Here is a 19038-nt window from a genome sequence, read left to right on the forward strand (position 1 = left end):
GTTGTTATTTTGCTGTCAAAAAAAGGTATTGGTGGAGGTTCGGGAGTAGGTCTAAATCCCTTGTGAAATATAAAATCATAGGACGTGGAACAAATTGGAAATAGTATTTTCCGGTGAAGCGAACGTGATGCTTCAACTTTATATTGGGAACGTAGTGTTCCTGCCATTTTCGGTAGGAGAAGCGAAGTGGAAATCTAAAGTTGGAGGATCTTGTTCAAGACTTTTGCAGCGAAGCTCTTTCTCTGTAATAGAGCTTTTCTCGGAATGAAGGGGAATGTGCTGAGTGGAATAGCATAGATAATTTACAAATGTATAACTAGGGTTAAAACCAAAAAGGGCTGACCTTAAATGCCAACCCCTACTTTTTAATAAAGTTTATATTTCTATTTAATCACCTCAATCACACTACCACAGGTCAACATATCATCTCCATAATAAGGATTTTTAATTTCTTTTTCGGTGCTTAACCAGATAGCACCTTTATTGCTATTGGCCATAGGACATTTTTGAACGTATAATGTTTCCGCAGGTGATTCGATATTCATTGCAAGGGCCACAATATTTTCATTTAAAACAACCAATTGAGCTCTTTGTTTTTTTAAATCCGTACTTGCTGAGATTGCACCCAAGATTTCAATACTTTTAGATAGATGCGATTTTTCCATCTTGCCCAAATCACTTACGTCTATTGCTTTCATTTTTGCTAATGTCGTTTTTGCTATAGCAGAAACTTGACTCGCGTCACTATCCACAAAGGCATCTTCCATTTTAAAATAGGGTTTTAATGCAGCTTGAAAAGCTGTTTGAAATGACTTTGATAATTTCATTTTCATAGTTTGCATGGCATTGGATTTATTTTCTGAATCTCCTTGCATTCCCAAATGACCTTCGTGACCCGTCATTGTTTTTCCGCCAGACTTATTCATCATTGACTTCTTACCTTGTAATTGGGCTGCTGCATCTACCGTAAAGGTGCCATTGGTCACAATTTCGTCTCCATTTTCTAATCCTGAAGTAACTGTAAAATTATCTCCGCTACGAAGCCCAACAGTAACTTCTCGCATTTCAAAAACAGGCCTATTTGGATTTGGTTTTACATATACCAATGAGCGTTCCCCTGTCCATAATACCGCACTTGCTGGAATATTCAATGATTCTCCCGGAACTTGGGCTGTGCCTTTTATCTTTCCAGAAACAAACATTCCAGGCTTGAATAAACTTTCGTTATTCTCTAAGGTTGCACGCACCGTCACAGTTCTTGTACTACTATTCAACACAGGGTCAATAAATGATATGACTGCATCAAATTCTTTATTAGGATATGCGCTCGTGGTAACCTTTATTTTCTGTCCTTTTTTAAACTGTGAAATTTGATTTTCATAAGCATCAAATTCTGCCCAAACTGAATTAAGGTTACTTACTTTTAGAATAGGCTGACCTTGTTTTAAATAATCACCTTCTGCCGCCATTACCATCGCTACTGTTCCTGAAACCGTTGCGTATAACGGGAAGTTTTCACGCACTTCTCCCGTTAACTCTATATTGTCGATTTGACTTGCAGAAAGCTTCCATAGTTTCAACTTATTACGAACAGCTTTATATAAAGCTGGTTGAGATTCTTTTAAAGAAGTTGCTGTAATTAATTCCTGTTGAGCAGCTACGAGATTAGGGGAATAGATTGTGGCTAATAATTGCCCTCTTTTTACTTCTTGCCCTTCAAAACTTACATTTAATTTCTCCAAACGACCATCAAAATAACTTGCTTGAATAGCATTGTTTTCCTCATTTGTAGCTATTTTACCAGATAGAGAAATAACCCCGTCATCATTACCTTCCATAAGGTTTCCAACAATGGTAGTTTCAATATTTGCTAATGCCATTGCATTTTCTGTCATCTGGATTTGGTTTGCCAATAGACCTTCAGAACTTGCTTCTGCAGGAATCAATTCCATACCACAAATTGGGCAATCACCAGGTTCTGATTGCAAAATTTGCGGATGCATTGAGCATGTCCACATTTCATTTATTGATGCCTCAGAATGGTTATGATTATCTGGACTTTCTGGAATAGACGATAGCGAAGAATTCCCGAATATCAAATAACCACCTATTAGTCCAATGATTACCGCAACACCTAGGTATAGGATATTTTTTTTCATAATTATTATTTTTCGTTTTCAAGGCGTTGAATCATTGCCTTCATTTCTTCTATTTCCCTTTTTTGAGCTTTAATTATATCGTCCGCCAATTTTTTTACTTCAGGGTCTTGAATGTCTGCACGCCCACTAGTTAAAATTGCTATGGAGTGATGAGGAATCATTGCCTTCATCCACAAAATATCTCCCACTATTGGTGCTTGCAGCCTTACGAGCCCTAGAGCGGTTCCAAAAAGAGCAATACTTCCTAAGACAATAGCGATGTTTTTCTTCTTGTTGGTGTACATATTACGCATCGCAACAAACATAATGATAGCCATAGTTGCGATACCTAAACAACTCATGTAGAATCTAGTTAGGCTAAAATAAACATGGTCTATTTGATAGGTATTCAAGTACATCGTGATGTACATAGCTATGAATGATGCAGCAAGCATCGCTACAAATTTGGTATAATTTCCTTTTTTCATTTCGTTGTGATTTTTTTCTTCTGAATTCATTGTTCTTTATTTTTTATTAATTAATTGATTTTGTTTTGAGTCTAAGTGCGTTTACAATTACTGAAACAGAACTAAAACTCATTGCTAATGCGGCAATCATTGGTGATAGTAGAATTCCAAAAAATGGAAACAAAACCCCTGCCGCTATGGGTATACCTAGAGTGTTATATATCAAAGCGAAAAATAGATTTTGTTTTATATTCCGCATTACTTTATCACTTAAATTTCTTGCTTTTACAATACCATGTAAATCACCTTTTATTAGGGTAATCATTGCACTCTCAATTGCAACATCTGTTCCCGTACCCATTGCGATACCTACGTCACTTTTTGCGAGGGCTGGGGCATCATTGATTCCATCTCCTGCCATTGCTACGACATGACCTTCGTCTTGTAGTTTCTTTACCTCTTCCAATTTATTTTCTGGTAACATTCCAGCCTTGAAGTTTGCTAAGTTGAGTTCGGTGGCAACGGCTTGTGCAGTATCGTGATTATCGCCAGTAAGCATTATTACTGAAATTCCTTTATTTTGAAGTGCTGCAATGGCTTTGGCACTTGTACTTTTTATTTTATCGCGTATCACTACATAACCAGACACATGGCCATCTACTGCCAGATAGGAAACGGTTTTTCCTTGTTTTTGAAAGGATTGCGCTTCGGCTTCCATTGCTGATAATATAGTTGCATTGGCATACTCCATCATTTTTGCATTTCCTAGGTCAAGCTTTTTATCATCGACTATTCCTTCTACTCCTTTTCCAGTAACCGCACTAAAATCTTTTGCTTTACGGATTTCTATTTTTTGTTCTTTCCCATACTTGACAGTAGCTTCGGCTAGTGGATGTTCGCTAGAACTGTTCAAGGAGGCTATAAATTGGGTTATTTCACTTTCAGAAAATGAATCATTGAACGACCCCATTTTTTCAACAGTTGGTTTTCCTTCTGTTATCGTTCCTGTCTTATCAACTATCAAAGTATCCACCTTGTCCATTTTCTCTAAAGCCTCGGCGTTCTTTATTAGCACGCCATTCTGCGCCCCTTTACCGACACCTACCATTACTGACATTGGTGTCGCCAACCCTAAAGCACAGGGACAGGCAATAATCAATACTGCAATCGCATTTACGAGCGCGTATACATATGCTGGTTCTGGACCCCAAATTGCCCAAACTGCAAAAGTGACTAGAGAAATGATAACCACCACAGGTACAAAATAACCTGAAACGGTATCTGCAAGTTTTTGAATAGGTGCACGACTTCTACTGGCATCATTTACCATGTGTATGATTTGGGAGAGCAAAGTATCGCTACCTACTTTTTCGGCTTTCATTAAAAAGGATTGATTGCCGTTGATAGTTCCGCTACTCACTTTGTCATCTTCAGCTTTGTTGACAGGAATAGGTTCGCCTGAAATCATTGACTCATCTACGGTGGTATGTCCTTCCATAATTACGCCGTCCACAGGAATTTTATCACCTGGTTTAACTCGAAGGATATCGCCTTTTTGGATTTGGTCTATGGAAACTTCTTCTTCATTTCCATCAACAACTCGTATTGCTTTATTTGGCGCCAATTTCAATAGTTCTTTTACAGCCGAATTGGTTTTGCTATGCGCTCTGGCTTCTAAAACCTGACCCATCAAGACTAATGTTAGTATCACAGTTGCAGCTTCAAAATATACGTGAACAGCACCAGACCCCGTTTTAAATTGTTCAGGAAAGAAATCAGGAAACAACATCCCAAAAACACTAAACAACCAGGCCACACCCGCACCGATGCCTATGAGCGTAAACATATTGAGATTCCATGTTTTTATACTTTTAAAGGCACGTTCAAAGAACATCCAAGTTGCATAGAAAACTACAGGAATAGATAAAGCGAACTGAACCCAATTCCACGATTTTTGTTCTATTATATCGTATAATAGATTGTTAGGAATCATCTCGCTCATTGCGATTATGAAGATAGGCAGCGTAAAAGCTACAGCTATCCAGAATTTATTGAGTAACTTTTTATAGGTCTTATCTTCTGAAGAAAGGTCTGGCTGCATTGGTACTAAATCCATTCCGCAAATGGGACAAGCTCCCGCTTCGTCCTTAACAATTTCGGGATGCATTGGACACGTCCATTGATGTGAAGTCGTTGCAGATAAATTTTGTTCTTCAACTAAATCCATTCCGCAAACTGGACAATCGCCAGGTTTGACGTAGGTTTTATCTCCCTCGCAATGCATCGGACAATAGAAAGTACCTGTACCTTTGCCTTTCGTTTCTTCCTCTTTAGTTTCTTTTGCTTTATTATGTTCTCCTAATTTATGTATGCTATAAGAACCTCCATCATTTTGCATTACTTTTTGAAATGTCTCAATGGGAATATGGGATTTCATTTCAATAGTTGCTTCTGCTTTCTCTAAATACACCCAAACATTAGTCACACCTTCCACTTTAGAAAGTGTTTGCTCTACGTGATTTCTGCAACCGTTGCAGGTCATTCCGTGTATGTGAAAGGTGTGTTTCATTGTTTTGGAAGTTTTAGTATGAATTGCTTGTCTAACATCAGTTCGTCAACGTGCCCAGCAATTGCATTATCATCAGTTTTGAAATGCATATGCATATTAGTAGTATGATGCGTAAATACTGCCTTGTGTTTTGTGGAATAGAAACCAATAATTTCAACATCTGCTTGCTGTATGCTTCCACTCAAACCAGATTCTTTATGCTTCTTATGATTATGAACAGTATCTCCTTCTTTCCAATTTATCACGTGCCAGTCTAAAGTAGCAACTTGGCCTTCTAACAAAAAAGGAAAAGGTTCTTCCACATTAATACCATTAGATTTCGCAGTTTCAAAAATTCTCTTTTCTAAATCAACTTTAGTTGTGACATTCTCAATATTAAAACTATTCCACGTTTCAACTTCTGCATAAACAAGTAAAGCAGCCTTGATGGCATAAGAATCGGTGATTCTCATGCTGCTATCAATTACAACACTATTATGTGCTTGACTGTCAAATATTTGTATTTCACCTTTTAAATCTGCTACTGCGCCAAGAGCATAAAAATGTTTCTTTTGTGACAGGGTATCTAATGAAATTGTAGCATCTATATTTCCTGACATTATGTTTCGCAAAGCTCCCGAATACCCAACTTTTACATTAGTAGATTCATCAGTACAAGAATTAGTTAAAAAACTCAACAGAGCCATTCCAAGTAACACGTAAAAGGTGTGTTTATACATCTTCATTTTCTTATGATTGTTTAGAAATGCAAAGAGGTTTAGTCTTCTCTTTCAGAATACCTACTCTAATTATCTTTCGATTTTTCTAGTGAGTATGGCCATTTGCCGTATGGTCTTCGTTTTTCACTAATGTCATTCCACAGGTAGCACATTTACCCTCTTTATCGCTACCACTATCTTCGCAATGCATTGGACATACGTAAGCCGAAGTATATTCTTTTCCTTGGTTCTCAGCGTTTGTTTCCGTTTCCGTTAGTACCTCTTTTTTATTGTCTTTACAAGAGACCATTGTAATTGAGGCTATTACTAACATTGCTCCTAAAATTGTTCTGAATTTTTTCATTGTTTTTGTGTTTATTGAGTTATTAAATAATTGACTACCGCACTTTGCGCATAGTAAGTTGTTATGGCACTTATTTGATTGATTTGAAACTTTAATTGTAATTCTTGTATATCGAGTACATCATTAAAATCAATAGTACCGGTTTCATAATTTTTAATAAGGATTTCTTCCGCATCATTAGCTTGCTTCAAGTTTTTCTCTTGTGTATTGTATTTAATTCTAGCTTGATTGCGTTGTGATATCGCTTGAGCAAAAGCAGACGCTAAAACATTCAGGCGATTGTCTTTTTGAGCTATTATTTCAAGCTGTCTCAGTTCGTTCTGTTTTGAAGTAGACTTGTACTTATTATTGAAAAGTGGTACAGAAACAGAAACCATTGGCATGAAAATATCCTTACCATTATCACTAAAACTCATATCAGGTCGCTCCGAAACAGGAACATAATCCAATCCAAAACCAATCATAGGATTGCGTTCTGCTTGATTTAATTCTTCTGATTGCATTACGGATTCATAGAGTTTGTCATATTTAAGCAATTCTGGATTAAGTGTTAAAGCCTCCTCAGCAAACACGCCATCTTCATTTGGGAGCATTAATTTTTCAAGAATAACTACTTCTGTGTCCCCATCTCGATTGAGCAATTTATTAAGGGTTGTTTGTTCGCCTAAATACCCTTCGTTCAACACCTCTTTTTGCTGCTGTAACTCATTTTGTCTAATCTGCAATTTCAATACGTCTACTGCAGATGCCTTTCCAACTTCCACAGAAGTAAGTGCCAGTTTTTCATAGGTTTTCAATAACTGAATATTCTCATCAAGTACTTTTTGTTTTTCCTTTATGCTATAGAGTCTATAATAGGATTGAGAAACCGAAAGTGCCAGTTTACGTTTTGCAATCACGACTTCTACATATTCCGAATCTGCCATTGCGCTTGCGTAATTTTCTCTAGCCGTAATCGTACCGAACCATGGCAACATTTGTCTGGCCGAAAATCGGGCCCGTTGTGCGCCTGTTCTAGTTTCAGGTTCACTCACAAAATAGCCTGCGCTGAATTCTGTATTGGGAATCCAATCGGCTTCGTTCACTTTTTCTTCAGCTATGTTATGACGAAGATTGTACGCCTGAATCTCAGGACTATTACCTACTGCCTCGCTAATAAATGATTGTAATTGTTGCGCTCTCGAAAAAGCGGAAACAAACAAAAGACAGATAACGATATTTATATTTTTCATTAGTTTGCTCTTTTTAGTTTTAATTCTTCTCTCCAACTGTACAATACCGGTACAATGAAATAGGAGGTAATATCAATCACCATTCCCCCAAAAATTGGGATAGCCATTGGTATCATAATATCACTCCCCTTTCCTGTGGATGTCAATACGGGAAGTAAGGCAAGAATTGTAGTTACCGTGGTCATCAGACAAGGACGTATTCGCTTTTTCGCAGCTTCTAATGCTGAATGCCTGATACCCTTTTTATCTGTTGGTTTGTCACGGTCAAAGGTTTGTGTGAGGTAGGTTGCCATTACTACTCCGTCATCGGTAGCAATACCAAATAGTGCAATAAACCCGACCCATAGCGCCACACTTAGATTGATGGTTTTCATATTGAATAGGTCACGCATATTCTCTCCGAACAGATTGAAATTGAAGAACCAGTCTTGACCATACAGCCAAATCATAATGAAACCACCTGCAAAAGCCACCGTGATTCCTGTAAAGACCATAAGTGACGTAGAAACAGATTTGAACTGGAAATACAAAATCAAGAAAATGATTGCTAGTGCCAACGGAACTACAACTGAAAGTGTTTTCTCTGCTCGTAACTGGTTCTCATAGGTTCCAGTAAATTGATAACTGATTCCTTTAGGAACGGTTAATTCCCCAGCAGCGATTTTTTCCTTGATTAAAGCCTGAGCATTTTCTACGACATCTACTTCAGCAAAACCATCAAGCTTATCGAACAGTACATATCCGATTAGGAAGGTATCTTCACTTTTAATCACTTGTGGACCTTGCTCGTAACGTATGTCAACGAGTTCGCCCAATGGCACGGGACTTCCCTTTTCTACAGGAACATAAATCTTTTTAAGGTCTTCTTCATTCCCACGTAATTCTCTTGGGTAACGCACACGAACTCCATAACGCTCACGACCTTCAACTGTCTGCGTCAAAGGCATTCCGCCAACAGCTACTTTTAGAACTTGCTGAACATCCATAATGGATATTCCATATCGCGCTAGTTGCTCTCGTTTGATATCAATTAATAAGTAAGGTTTACCAACAATACGGTCTGCAAAAACAGCCTGCTCCTTAACACCTTCGGCTTGTTTCAGAATACCTTCTAACTGTAAACCAAAGGCTTCTATTTGGGCCAATTCTTGCCCTTTGACCTTGATTCCCATAGGTGCTCGCATTCCTGTTTGCAACATTATTAATCTGGTTTCAATGGGTTGTAATTTCGGTGCTGAAGTTACCCCTGGTAATTTGGTCACCTTAACGATTTCATTCCATATATCATCTGGGCTATTAATCTCCGGTCGCCAGTTACGGTAGAATTCGCCATCATCATCTTCAACCAAATGCCTCGAATCAATAGCAAATGGGTCTCTTAATCTTGATGCATCGTAACTCGAATTTTCACTATCTATATCCGTATTTGGGTTGATAACAAGATTACCATCTTTTAGTACAAAAAGCCCGTCGTCATTTATTCTATAGCGTTGCTTTTTACCCTTTGTATTATGCATGTATTCAGATTTATACTGAATCGTATTTTCATACATAGATAGCGGTGCCGGGTCGAGTGCGGATTCTGTTCTGCCAGATTTACCAACCACCGTTTCTATTTCGGGGATGGTAGCAACTGCCATATCCAGTTGTTGCAATACCCTTTTGTTTTCTTCTACACCGGCATGTGGTAAAGAGGTAGGCATTAATAGGAACGAGCCTTCGTTTAGGGATGGCATAAATTCCTTTCCCGTGTTGTTCATAATCCACACACCAGAAATAAGAACCGTTGCAGGAATGATTAGGAACAAGAGTTTGTTCGCTAATGCCCATTCCAAAATCTGACCATAATACATTCTTAGAACAGAAAATATCCCTAGAACTCCAAAGCAAATAATCGCTACGAAAATTAAGTTGATAAACACACTTCTATCAAAGCCTAACGGTCTCCAATATTCTGCAAGCAGAAATACGATAGCAGCTGACGATATAATAATGTTAATCAGATTTACTCTCTTCTTGTCAAGATTACCCCTTAAATTTAATAGTCCGGTTACACCAAAAGCAATCAAAACAATCCCCAACCAATAGCCTGAAAACATTGCGATTGCTCCCAATACTAAGAGGGAAATTTGAAGTACATAGCTCAACGAAGATTTTAGGTTCTTCTTTCTAAATAGATATGCCGCCAATGGTGGGATTATGAATAAGGCGATAACCAAAGAAGCCGAAAGCGCCATGGTTTTTGTAAAAGCAAGGGGACGGAATAGCTTTCCTTCTGCACCAATCATAGTAAATACCGGTACAAAACTTATAATGGTAGTTAGGACTGCAGTTAAGATTGCTCCAGAAACTTCAGAGGTGGCATTATAGATAATTTCATTCGTAGTGTATTCCGTGCCGCCTTCACTAAAGCGCAATTTTTTATCATCCATATGCCGTATCATGTTTTCGGCTAGAATGACACCAACATCCACCATTGTACCAATGGCGATAGCGATACCTGAAAGCGCAACTATATTGGCATCTACATTAAAGATTTTCATGGCAACAAAAACCATCAATACAGCAACTGGTAATAATCCAGAAATTAAAATAGACGCCCTTAAATTGAAGACCATTATGATAATCACTAAAATGGTAATTAGTATTTCTAATGTCAATGCTTCATTAAGTGTATCGAGTGTTTCTTCAATCAGCTCTGTACGGTCGTAAAAAGGAACTACGGTCAATTGAGAGGTGCGTCCATCGGCCAGTACTTTTGATGGTAGGCCATCTTTAAGTTCATCAATTTGGGCTTTTACATTCGTGATGACTTCCATTGGGTTAGCACCGTATCGAGCAACAACCACACCACCAACGACTTCTGCTCCTTCCTTATCCAGAATACCACGTCTAGTTGCTGGACCAAGACTTACGTTGGCTACATCCTTAATTCGAAGTGATGTGAAATTTTCAGAAGAAACAACCGCATTCTCTAAATCTGCAATGGTCTTGACATAGCCCAAGCCGCGAACAAGGTATTCAGCTTGGTTTATTTCTAATGTCTGCGCTCCTATATCCTGATTGCTCTCCTTTACTGCCTTTACAATTTGGCTAAGGCTTATTTTATATTGGCGCATTTTCTCAGGATTCACGTCAACTTGATATTCCTGTACATAACCACCAATAGAAGCGACCTCTGATACTCCACTAGCACCTGAAAGCGCATATTTCACATAGTAGTCTTGAATGCTGCGTAGTTCCTGTAAATCCCATCCACCAGTTACATTTCCATTTTCATCACGCCCTTCTAAAGTGTACCAATAAATTTGACCTAATCCTGTTGCATCGGGACCCAGAGCTGGGTTTAAACCTTCAGGCAAAAGATTTGCCGGTAATGAATTTAGCTTTTCTAAAATCCGACTACGTGACCAATAAAACTCAACATCTTCCTCAAATATGATATAGATGCTAGAAAAACCGAACATAGAAGAACTACGGATAGTTTTTACACCTGGTATACCAAGCAGAGAAGTGGTCAACGGGTACGTAATTTGGTCCTCAATATCTTGTGGAGAACGACCTTCCCATTTCGTAAAAACAATTTGTTGATTTTCACCAATATCCGGAATAGCATCTACTGCTACGGGGTTTGAAGGCAGAAAGCCTGTATTCCAACCAAATGGTGCATTTACGATACCCCAACCTACAAAAAAGGCGAGCATTAATACTGCAACGAGTTTGTTCTCGATAAGGAATTTGATAGCTTTATTAAGCATGTGATTTGATAATTAAACAGTTATGAAAGATTTGAAATTCTAGAAAACAGAAAAACAAACACAACAAATTGAGCCCCAAACGATAGTTATCGCAGGGCGCACTTAATACTGTCTAATAATCAAATAAGGAAAGTCTGGTCTAAAATTTGAACATCCCGTAATAGTGGAGGCGGGACATAGTCTCTAAACGGAGTTATATTTTCGTCTACCGCATCAAAGAGATTTATAAAGGAATAAGCAAAAGAATAAACAAATTGTTGCTGTTCAAAAGAAAGGTTGTCGAATGAGATTTTTAAATCATCTTGACCTTCAATTGTAACTTCTATATCGGAACAACAGCTTGTCTCAGTCTCCATTTCCATAACTTCACAGGAATTAGAGTCTTTCGACTTTTCTGCTTTCATCATGCAGGTGTCTACCTTATCGAACATACTGAAATCTACCAAATGGTCACCACAGTAATGCATATCCACAGAGAAAGACATGGTGGATAATAGCACAATAAGTGCCATTAAAGTAGAGGTTATTTTATGTAGCGTTTCTTTCATTTGAACTGCAAAATTACAAAAATATTAAATGGTAGTCATTTGTTTAACAGAAGTTTAAAAAGTGAATTGCAAAAGAGATGTTTACTAAGACTTTATATTTTTCCTGCTTGATTCTATTAATAAGTTGTTGTATAAAGAACAATTTTAATAAAGATATGTATTTAAGAAAATACTAAAATACATATCTTTGTTTTATGGGAAAACAGATATGTATCCGATTGGAAGCAGACGCAAGACAGATAATGGACTGTAGGTCTTCAATAGCGGAGTTGGACAGTTCTTTAAGTTTTGTTTCCGAAGTCTTAAACTTGGCAGGAAATAAGGTTAGACTTCAAATTCTCTTTTTGCTCCAAAGGGAAGAAAGACTATGCGTTTGTGATTTGAGCGATATACTTCAAATGAACGTATCGGCAATTTCACAACACCTTAGAAAGCTAAAGGATAGAGATTTGGTCTACGCCACAAAAGAAGCTCAGACGATTTTTTATGCGCTTAACAAGGACAAGTTGACGACATTGAGTCCAATTCTCAATTTATTGAAAAAGGAAAGTATAGTGTTATGATTGGAAATAAAAAATTGATTGGTACGACGGTTCTAACTGCTCTTGCTGCATCTATATGTTGTATTACACCTGTACTTGCAGTATTGGCAGGAACTACTGGTTTAGCCTCTACCTTTTCTTGGATAGAACCTTTTAGACCGTATTTAATCGGATTTACCATTTTGGTTTTAGGTTTTGCATGGTATCAAAAATTCAAGCCCAAAACCCAAGAGGAAATTGATTGTGAATGTGATGACGAAAAACTCAAGTTTATCAACTCCAAGGGTTTTTTGTTTTTGATAACCCTATTCGCCGGAGCCATGTTGGCATTTCCATCCTACTCCCATATTCTTTATTCCAGTCCAGGTTCAAGTAAGCAAATCGTTTACGTGGAGCAATCGAACATTAAAGAAATCAGGGTAACTATTGAAGGAATGACCTGTACGGGTTGCGAAGCACATATCGAAAGTGAGGTAAATAATCTTGACGGCATACTAAAAGTCAATGCAGATTACGAAGCGGCGAATACAACCGTAAAATATGATGAAACTAAAGTCGACCTTGAAAAAATAGAAACTGCTATTCTTAGCACGGGATACAAAATAGTGAAGTAATGGAGATACAATTAGAATCAACAATTACCTGCCCCAAATGTGGTCATGAAGCAAAAGAGAAAATGCCCACATCGGCGTGCCAGTTCTTCTATGAATGCGAAAATTGCAAAACATTACTTAAGCCCAAAGAAGGAGATTGTTGTGTGTATTGTTCCTATGGAACTGTGGCCTGTCCTCCTATTCAAGAAGGTTCAAGTTGTTGTAATTAGGCTTGACAAAAGTATAAAACTATAAACTCCCTCGACTCTACCCCCACTTCATTTTTTGCAACCGAACAGCATTCAATATCGCTAATAACGCCACACCCACATCGGCAAAAACAGCTTCCCACATTGTTGCGAGGCCACCTGCACCCAAAATGAGTACTATGATTTTAACTCCAAAAGCTAATGCAATATTCTGCCATACGATACTTCTTGTTGAACGGCCTATTTTAATGGCCCGTGCAATCTTTGATGGTTGGTCATTTTGAATAATAACGTCAGCTGTTTCAATAGCCACATCACTTCCTAAGCCCCCCATTGCTATACCTACGCCGCTTGCCGCTAAAACGGGAGCATCGTTGATACCATCGCCTATAAAGGCAACCTTTGTATCTGTTTGCTCTTTGAGCTTTTCTACTTCATTGAGTTTATCTTCAGGTAATAAGCCACCCTTTGCCCAATCGATACCTAATTCTTTGGCGACTTTTTGGGTAATGGAATCTTTATCCCCAGAAAGCATGATGATTTTGGAAATCCCCGAATCCCTAATTTGTTTTATGGCTTGATGGGCATCTTCCTTTAGTTCATCGGCAATGGTCACATAGCCTGCAAATTTTCCGTCAATGGCGACCATTACAATTGATTCTACGATATTATTCGTTTCTAAAGGCACTTCTATTTTGTTCGAGGTCATTAGGGCTTTGTTGCCAACCAAAACTGTTTTCCCATTAACAGTTCCTTTCAATCCCTTTCCCGCGACTTCTGAGACATCGGTCGCTTCAAAATCCGCACCTTCGGCTTTATATTCCAGAATTGCTTTTGCAATCGGATGGGTGGACTGTTCTTCCATGGCCATCAGGTATTGCATAAATTCCGACTCAGCGAAAGCGGAACTATTTACCACTTGCTTGATTTTAAAGACACCTTTGGTAACTGTTCCTGTTTTGTCCATTACTACGGTATTTACCTTTGTCATTGCATCGAGAAAGGACGCGCCCTTGAAAAGGATACCATTTCGGGACGCTGCACCAAGACCACCGAAATAACCCAATGGAATAGAGATGACCAATGCACAGGGACACGAAATCACAAGGAATATCAAAGCCCTATAAAGCCAATCTCTAAAAACATAATCATCAACAAAGAAATAGGGAAGCAACGTTAGACCTATAGCGAGAAAAACAACAATAGGTGTGTAAATACGAGCAAATTTTCTAATGAAAAGTTCGGTTTTAGATTTGCGAGCGGTGGCATTTTGAACCATATCTAGAATACGTGCAATGGAACTGTCCTTGAACTCTTTCGAAGTTTCCACTTCTATTACTCCATCAAGATTAATACTTCCAGCAAACACAGATGCGCCTTTCTGGAGGGTATCGGGTTTGCTTTCTCCCGTTAGGGCTGCGGTATTAAAAGAACCTTTATCTGAAAGTAGAACTCCATCGAGAGGTACTTTCTCGCCCACCCGTACTTGAATTTTTTCGCCTATCGCTACAGTTTCAGGATGAACAGAAATGAAGTCGCCATTACGGGATACCAGAGCTTCATTAGGTCGTACATCCAGCAAAGCCTTGATGTTTCCTTTTGCTCGATTAACGGCTGCTTGTTGGAATAATTCGCCTACAGCATAGAATAACATTACGGCCACGCCTTCGGGATATTCGCCTATCGCAAAAGCTCCCAAAGTGGCAATGGACATCAGGAAAAATTCCGTAAAGAAATCTCCATTTTTGATACTATTCCATCCTTCCTTGATTACTGGAAACCCTACTGGAATGTAAGCTATCGTGTACCAAACAATTCTGACCCATCCCTTGAAAAAAGGAATAGCATCGAAATAATCAACCGCAATACCTATCATTAACATTACGAAGCCGAAAATCGCAGGCAGATACGTTCTAAAATTGGATGCTTCTTCTGGACTGCTGTGATTGTGTCCATCATCATGACTGTGCTCGCCCTCATGATTCTTAGGGTCTAAATCGCGTAAGTTTACTTTTTTCTTTTTCATTGACCTTTTCTGTAATTATTCAAAATAAGAATTAAGTCTGGTGGCATTTCCATCTTCTTCATAGGTGGCACGTTACTTCCACCTGTATTTCCAATCGGAACATGGTCTATAAAGGATTTCCAACCCCCAACTAAAAGCCGTATCACTTGCCCAAAAACTTCTTTAATATTTCTCTGACTGAACCCAAATTTCAACATTAACCAATGCGTATAACTATGCTCCATGGGGTAAGACTGGCCTAGAATATGAGAACGTTCAAGATGATGCCATGCCCTTGTTAAATCATTCTTTTGAAGGTATGAACGATACAGTTCAATCTCTTTTAAGTAATGTCCTTTGAGTCCGCTTGGTATAGATGTGTTGAATTTCATGGATTACTACTTTTTTAATGCAAGGTACATTATGGAATCATGCAACAGAAGTGCATTTATTGTCCGCTACATTTGTCACAGATTCCCTTCAATACCAAATTCGCATCTTCTGCAACGTAACCGTCCGGAAGATTGATATGTGGAATTTTATGTTCCGTAAGACAGACCGTCTCCTTACAGTTATTACAATGGAAATGAAGGTGCAAATCCTGTTCGATGGCACAATTACAGCCTTCTTCACATAGTGCATATTTGGTCATGCCCGTACCGTCATCTATCTGATGGACTATCGCTTTATCCTCGAAAGTCTTAAGGGTTCTATACAAAGTAGTCCTATCCGCCTTTGCAAAAGCGTTTTCGATGTCAGATAGGGTTTTGGCGGTTTTGCTTTCGGCCAAGAATCGGAAGACCAACAAACGCATTGCCGTTGGGCGAACCCCTTTTTCTTCCATAAATTTATCTGCTTGTATCATTGTATTGTCAGTTAATCGTTGTCTTCGTTTCCAAATGGTTTAAAAATAAGGCCTACGCTAAAGATAAATCCGTCTGTGGGGGCATAGATTTCTGGAAAAGTAGGATTTTCATGTGGTGGCAATACCAAAGGAGAGAAACGGCTCTGCCTCCTGTCCGTGAAATTTTCAAAATTAATGAATGTGCTTCCCCATTTAAAGTTGCGCATCAGCAAGAGCCCCATGGTTACGAAATCAGTAGTTTCCGTTCCATTGGATAGTAATTGTTTTCCTGTATAATAGGTCTCATACCCAATACGCCATTTTTCAGATTCATACATTAAAATACTCCCCGCATTATGCTTGGCGGTCAAGGGTTTTTGAGGATTGCCAGGTAAATAATTCAATCTCGCGTCGATAAGCGCGTAGTTTAAGAACCATCGAAAATCCCTGAAGGTGAATTTGATATTCGTCTCTGAGCCTTTGCTCAAGATTTCCCCAGTTGCATTTTCAAACTGGAATAGGCCATTATCCAAAGAGTTGAGCAATAGGCCATTTCTGATAGCGGTCAAATAAAATAATTGATTGATAGAAAAGCCCAGCTCGTCAGATAATCTCGTTTGATAATTAAAATCAAGGTTCAGACCGTACGACCGTTCGGCTTTCATAGTTTCCCTATCAATGGGAAGAACATCCCTGAAATTGATGAACTCTGCTTCTTCCGTAAAAATATCAGGGATTTTATACCCTAGTCCACCACCGAGCCTACTTGAAAAACTAGTGTTTGATTTGTAAAGCAAGGAGACCCTTGGGAGTGGAAAAAATCCCCAATCCTCAGCATAGTCTGTTCGTACACCTGTTTCAAAAATCCATCGGTCCGAAAGGTCATTGATGCTATTTAAGAATAGTCCGTATGTAATATCGCGTTGATCACGTTCAATGGGATTCTCCATTTCATCAAAAGAAGTCGTGTAAAGGTTGGCTCCCAAGACCCAATCTGATTTTAGTCCCTGTTTCTGATATGATGCCTCCGAAAAAGTGTTCCATTGCGTTCCTTTGAAAGAAAGGTTAGGGATTTCAAGACTTCTATCAAAAAACGCAACGCTGTTCTTGACCGAAATGGATTGGGTGGAGTCCAACTGGGTTTCGAAAACAGCTTGTGTGCTGATTCGCTTTGACAGGTTTTCTTCGGTATACTGATGGATTCCATTTTCACCCTCTTCAATCTTCGTAATATCACCTCCTTTTCTATCATCGTAGGTTCCATTGACACCAAACCACACCGTAGTTTTTTCAGAAGGATAATAGAACAATTTCGGATTGAAACTTAAGGAACGGGTACGAGGAAGGTTACTAAATCCATCATCTTCAGGGTCAAAAGCTTTTTGTAAATGACCAGAGCCGTAAAGTGTCCATCCCCATTTTTCGTTACGTTCACTATAAAAGACATTGGCCGTACTTCCCAAAGCTTGGGTCTGGGTAAGCATGATATCCAGTTCAGGTTCTTCGTTTGGAGTCTTGGAAACCATATTGACCAAACCTGCAATGGCTCCACCACCGTACAATGTGGAAGAACTTCCCTTTGTAATTTCAAACTGTCTCAAATCTAACGGTGGTATTTGTAGAATACTCAAACCGCTTGAAAAACCTCCGTAGAGGGGAAAACCATCTCGAAGGAGCTGGGTGTAACGACCGTCCAAACCTTGTATCCGAATATTGGTGTTGGCACTACTCAACGAGGTCTGTTGCATCTGGATTCCCGTACTTTCACGGAGTACCATGGAAATATTCGTTGGGTTCATTATCGCTTTTTCCCCTAATTCCTCGACCCCGATATACTCAATTCGAGTCGGTATCCTTTGTATGGTACGGGTGCTTCTTGAGGATTGTACTACCACTTCATCCAAGGCGTTTGCACTTTCCTTCAGATAAAAGACCAACTCATCTCCTGTAGGTACAACAATATTGGTTTTCAAAGTCTCGAAGCCTAAGTACGAGATTTGGAGATTGAATTGACCATCGGGTACATCCTCTAATAAGGCTATACCATCAAAATCGGTGGTCACTCCCTTATCCAGGCTCTCAATGTAAATGGTCGCCCCGAATAAAGGTTCTTTTTCTTCTGCTGTAAAAATATTGATTTTCAGATTATTCTGTGCATAACCGAATGCACAGCAAATGAGCATAAGCCAAAGGCTTATTGCATATTTATTCATAGTAATTTGAATTTAATTGACTAATTTTTTTGGAGGGCGATGATGTCATCGCATATGTAATTAGCCAATAATCTTGGGAGGTTGAAAGAGGGTAAATACCGGGTCTTCGCTTACGCTTTCAAAATGGGAAAAACTTTCTTGTATAACCTTAGGTTCGATAGGCTCAAAAATGTCCAAATCAAAAACAATGGTGTGCGAATGACAGCAATGGCATTGACAAAAAGGTGAGCAAAGTTCGCAATCGCCGTGATTTTGATTATGGTCCGAACCCACTTGAAACTCGGTTGTTTCCGAATCGGAAATTTGAGCATCATCGCCGCAAGGCACTAAGTTGAGTGCCAAAAAATATAGGGACAGTAAGACTGCGATTGTTTTCACATTGCAAAGATAAACGATTAATAATGCAACCGGATTGCAAATGTGTATGGAATGTAATTGCAGTACTGGAAACCGAACGTTTACAATGACATAAATTCAAATACTCTAATTATAGTAATCTTCAAATACATTTTATAAAGGTTTCTAAACATGTATATTTGTAATTCAAAAGTTACTTTGACATAATTTATTTCATAATAAAGTTCACAAATCGTCAACACGAAATGTGAAATGATGCAAGTACTCGACTCTGGTTGGTCTTAGCAAAAGGGGTTCTCCCCCCAGCCAAGTCACTTCATATAACAAACCTCGATATGGCATCGGGGTTTTTTTATGCCCAAAAGATACTGCGAGAAGTTTACCCTGAGCGCAGACGAAGGGAGCCCCAGCCAAGTCACTTCACATAACAAACCTCGATATGGCATCGGGGTTTTTTTATGCCCAAAAGATACTGCGAGAAGTTTACCCTGAGCGCAGACG

The 19038-nt window shown here is 38.8% G+C and carries 16 protein-coding genes; 3 read left to right on the forward strand and 13 right to left on the reverse strand.

What is annotated here, in order from left to right; all coding sequences use genetic code 11:
* Positions 1-383 precede the first annotated feature (383 nt).
* From ACRD7P_RS01760 to ACRD7P_RS01795, 8 genes are all read right to left on the reverse strand, one after another.
* Positions 384-2159: an efflux RND transporter periplasmic adaptor subunit gene (locus ACRD7P_RS01760; RefSeq protein ID WP_430905756.1), complete on the reverse strand. Its 1776-nt coding sequence runs from the start codon at positions 2157-2159 to the stop codon at positions 384-386.
* A gap of 5 nt (positions 2160-2164) precedes the next feature.
* Positions 2165-2656: a DUF305 domain-containing protein gene (locus ACRD7P_RS01765; protein WP_430905757.1), complete on the reverse strand. Its 492-nt coding sequence runs from the start codon at positions 2654-2656 to the stop codon at positions 2165-2167.
* Between the two features lie 16 nt (positions 2657-2672).
* Positions 2673-5174: a heavy metal translocating P-type ATPase gene (locus tag ACRD7P_RS01770; RefSeq protein WP_430905758.1), complete on the reverse strand. Its 2502-nt coding sequence runs from the start codon at positions 5172-5174 to the stop codon at positions 2673-2675.
* Positions 5171-5899 carry an acetolactate decarboxylase gene (locus tag ACRD7P_RS01775; protein ID WP_430905760.1) on the reverse strand — a complete coding sequence of 243 codons (729 nt, stop codon included), beginning with the start codon at positions 5897-5899 and terminating at the stop codon, positions 5171-5173. The genes ACRD7P_RS01770 and ACRD7P_RS01775 overlap by 4 nt, the downstream gene beginning before the upstream one ends.
* Before the next feature lie 79 nt (positions 5900-5978).
* A complete protein-coding gene (locus ACRD7P_RS01780; RefSeq protein WP_120714421.1) occupies positions 5979-6236 on the reverse strand; it encodes a heavy metal-binding domain-containing protein in 258 nt (85 codons plus the stop codon).
* 11 nt (positions 6237-6247) lie between these two features.
* Positions 6248-7468 carry a TolC family protein gene (locus ACRD7P_RS01785; RefSeq protein ID WP_430905761.1) on the reverse strand — a complete coding sequence of 407 codons (1221 nt, stop codon included), beginning with the start codon at positions 7466-7468 and terminating at the stop codon, positions 6248-6250.
* The gene (locus ACRD7P_RS01790; RefSeq protein WP_430905762.1) at positions 7468-11226 is read right to left on the reverse strand and encodes an efflux RND transporter permease subunit; all 3759 of its coding nucleotides are present in this window, start codon (positions 11224-11226) and stop codon (positions 7468-7470) included. The genes ACRD7P_RS01785 and ACRD7P_RS01790 overlap by 1 nt, the downstream gene beginning before the upstream one ends.
* Before the next feature lie 119 nt (positions 11227-11345).
* Complete coding sequence (locus ACRD7P_RS01795) at positions 11346-11774, reverse strand: HYC_CC_PP family protein (protein ID WP_120714423.1); 429 nt, start codon at positions 11772-11774, stop codon at positions 11346-11348.
* Between the two features lie 194 nt (positions 11775-11968).
* Here ACRD7P_RS01795 and ACRD7P_RS01800 point away from each other — a divergent pair, with 194 nt between their 5' ends.
* Genes ACRD7P_RS01800 through ACRD7P_RS01810 form a run of 3 tightly spaced genes read left to right on the forward strand, consistent with a single transcriptional unit; the run spans position 11969 to position 13139 of the window.
* Positions 11969-12337 (forward strand): ArsR/SmtB family transcription factor, encoded by a 369-nt coding sequence (locus ACRD7P_RS01800; RefSeq protein ID WP_120714424.1) that lies wholly within the window; start codon positions 11969-11971, stop codon positions 12335-12337.
* Entirely contained in the window at positions 12334-12930 is a 597-nt protein-coding gene (merTP, locus tag ACRD7P_RS01805; RefSeq protein ID WP_430905763.1) for a mercuric transport protein MerTP, read from the forward strand. The genes ACRD7P_RS01800 and merTP overlap by 4 nt, the downstream gene beginning before the upstream one ends.
* On the forward strand, positions 12930-13139 hold the full coding sequence (locus ACRD7P_RS01810) for a GDCCVxC domain-containing (seleno)protein (protein ID WP_430905764.1): 210 nt from the start codon (positions 12930-12932) through the stop codon (positions 13137-13139). The genes merTP and ACRD7P_RS01810 overlap by 1 nt, the downstream gene beginning before the upstream one ends.
* Before the next feature lie 37 nt (positions 13140-13176).
* Here ACRD7P_RS01810 and ACRD7P_RS01815 read toward each other — a convergent pair whose 3' ends face one another.
* From ACRD7P_RS01815 to ACRD7P_RS01835, 5 genes are read right to left on the reverse strand one after another with little or no spacing between them, the layout of a single operon-like run.
* A complete protein-coding gene (locus tag ACRD7P_RS01815; RefSeq protein ID WP_430905765.1) occupies positions 13177-15144 on the reverse strand; it encodes a heavy metal translocating P-type ATPase in 1968 nt (655 codons plus the stop codon).
* Entirely contained in the window at positions 15141-15515 is a 375-nt protein-coding gene (locus tag ACRD7P_RS01820) for a DUF3703 domain-containing protein (protein ID WP_430905766.1), read from the reverse strand. The genes ACRD7P_RS01815 and ACRD7P_RS01820 overlap by 4 nt, the downstream gene beginning before the upstream one ends.
* Positions 15516-15571: 56 nt before the next feature.
* Positions 15572-15988 (reverse strand): Fur family transcriptional regulator, encoded by a 417-nt coding sequence (locus ACRD7P_RS01825; protein WP_430905767.1) that lies wholly within the window; start codon positions 15986-15988, stop codon positions 15572-15574.
* Between the two features lie 11 nt (positions 15989-15999).
* The gene (locus ACRD7P_RS01830; RefSeq protein ID WP_430905768.1) at positions 16000-18180 is read right to left on the reverse strand and encodes a TonB-dependent receptor; all 2181 of its coding nucleotides are present in this window, start codon (positions 18178-18180) and stop codon (positions 16000-16002) included.
* 60 nt (positions 18181-18240) lie between these two features.
* On the reverse strand, positions 18241-18558 hold the full coding sequence (locus tag ACRD7P_RS01835) for a DUF6660 family protein (RefSeq protein WP_430905769.1): 318 nt from the start codon (positions 18556-18558) through the stop codon (positions 18241-18243).
* Between the last annotated feature and the right edge of the window lie 480 nt (positions 18559-19038).

It is taken from the genome of Maribacter sp. 2-571, assembly GCF_050589625.1.
Lineage (GTDB): Bacteria > Bacteroidota > Bacteroidia > Flavobacteriales > Flavobacteriaceae > Pelagihabitans.

Excerpts from the sequence above, each read along its gene's own strand:
- ACRD7P_RS01760 (WP_430905756.1), bottom strand. The coding sequence starts at position 2,159 with ATGAAAAAAAATATCCTATACCTAGGTGTTGCGGTAATCATTGGACTA.
- ACRD7P_RS01765 (WP_430905757.1), bottom strand. The coding sequence starts at position 2,656 with ATGAATTCAGAAGAAAAAAATCACAACGAAATGAAAAAAGGAAATTAT.
- ACRD7P_RS01770 (WP_430905758.1), bottom strand. The coding sequence starts at position 5,174 with ATGAAACACACCTTTCACATACACGGAATGACCTGCAACGGTTGCAGA.
- ACRD7P_RS01775 (WP_430905760.1), bottom strand. The coding sequence starts at position 5,899 with ATGAAGATGTATAAACACACCTTTTACGTGTTACTTGGAATGGCTCTG.
- ACRD7P_RS01780 (WP_120714421.1), bottom strand. The coding sequence starts at position 6,236 with ATGAAAAAATTCAGAACAATTTTAGGAGCAATGTTAGTAATAGCCTCA.
- ACRD7P_RS01785 (WP_430905761.1), bottom strand. The coding sequence starts at position 7,468 with ATGAAAAATATAAATATCGTTATCTGTCTTTTGTTTGTTTCCGCTTTT.
- ACRD7P_RS01790 (WP_430905762.1), bottom strand. The coding sequence starts at position 11,226 with ATGCTTAATAAAGCTATCAAATTCCTTATCGAGAACAAACTCGTTGCA.
- ACRD7P_RS01795 (WP_120714423.1), bottom strand. The coding sequence starts at position 11,774 with ATGAAAGAAACGCTACATAAAATAACCTCTACTTTAATGGCACTTATT.
- ACRD7P_RS01800 (WP_120714424.1), top strand. The coding sequence starts at position 11,969 with ATGGGAAAACAGATATGTATCCGATTGGAAGCAGACGCAAGACAGATA.
- merTP (WP_430905763.1), top strand. The coding sequence starts at position 12,334 with ATGATTGGAAATAAAAAATTGATTGGTACGACGGTTCTAACTGCTCTT.
- ACRD7P_RS01810 (WP_430905764.1), top strand. The coding sequence starts at position 12,930 with ATGGAGATACAATTAGAATCAACAATTACCTGCCCCAAATGTGGTCAT.
- ACRD7P_RS01815 (WP_430905765.1), bottom strand. The coding sequence starts at position 15,144 with ATGAAAAAGAAAAAAGTAAACTTACGCGATTTAGACCCTAAGAATCAT.
- ACRD7P_RS01820 (WP_430905766.1), bottom strand. The coding sequence starts at position 15,515 with ATGAAATTCAACACATCTATACCAAGCGGACTCAAAGGACATTACTTA.
- ACRD7P_RS01825 (WP_430905767.1), bottom strand. The coding sequence starts at position 15,988 with ATGATACAAGCAGATAAATTTATGGAAGAAAAAGGGGTTCGCCCAACG.
- ACRD7P_RS01830 (WP_430905768.1), bottom strand. The coding sequence starts at position 18,180 with ATGAATAAATATGCAATAAGCCTTTGGCTTATGCTCATTTGCTGTGCA.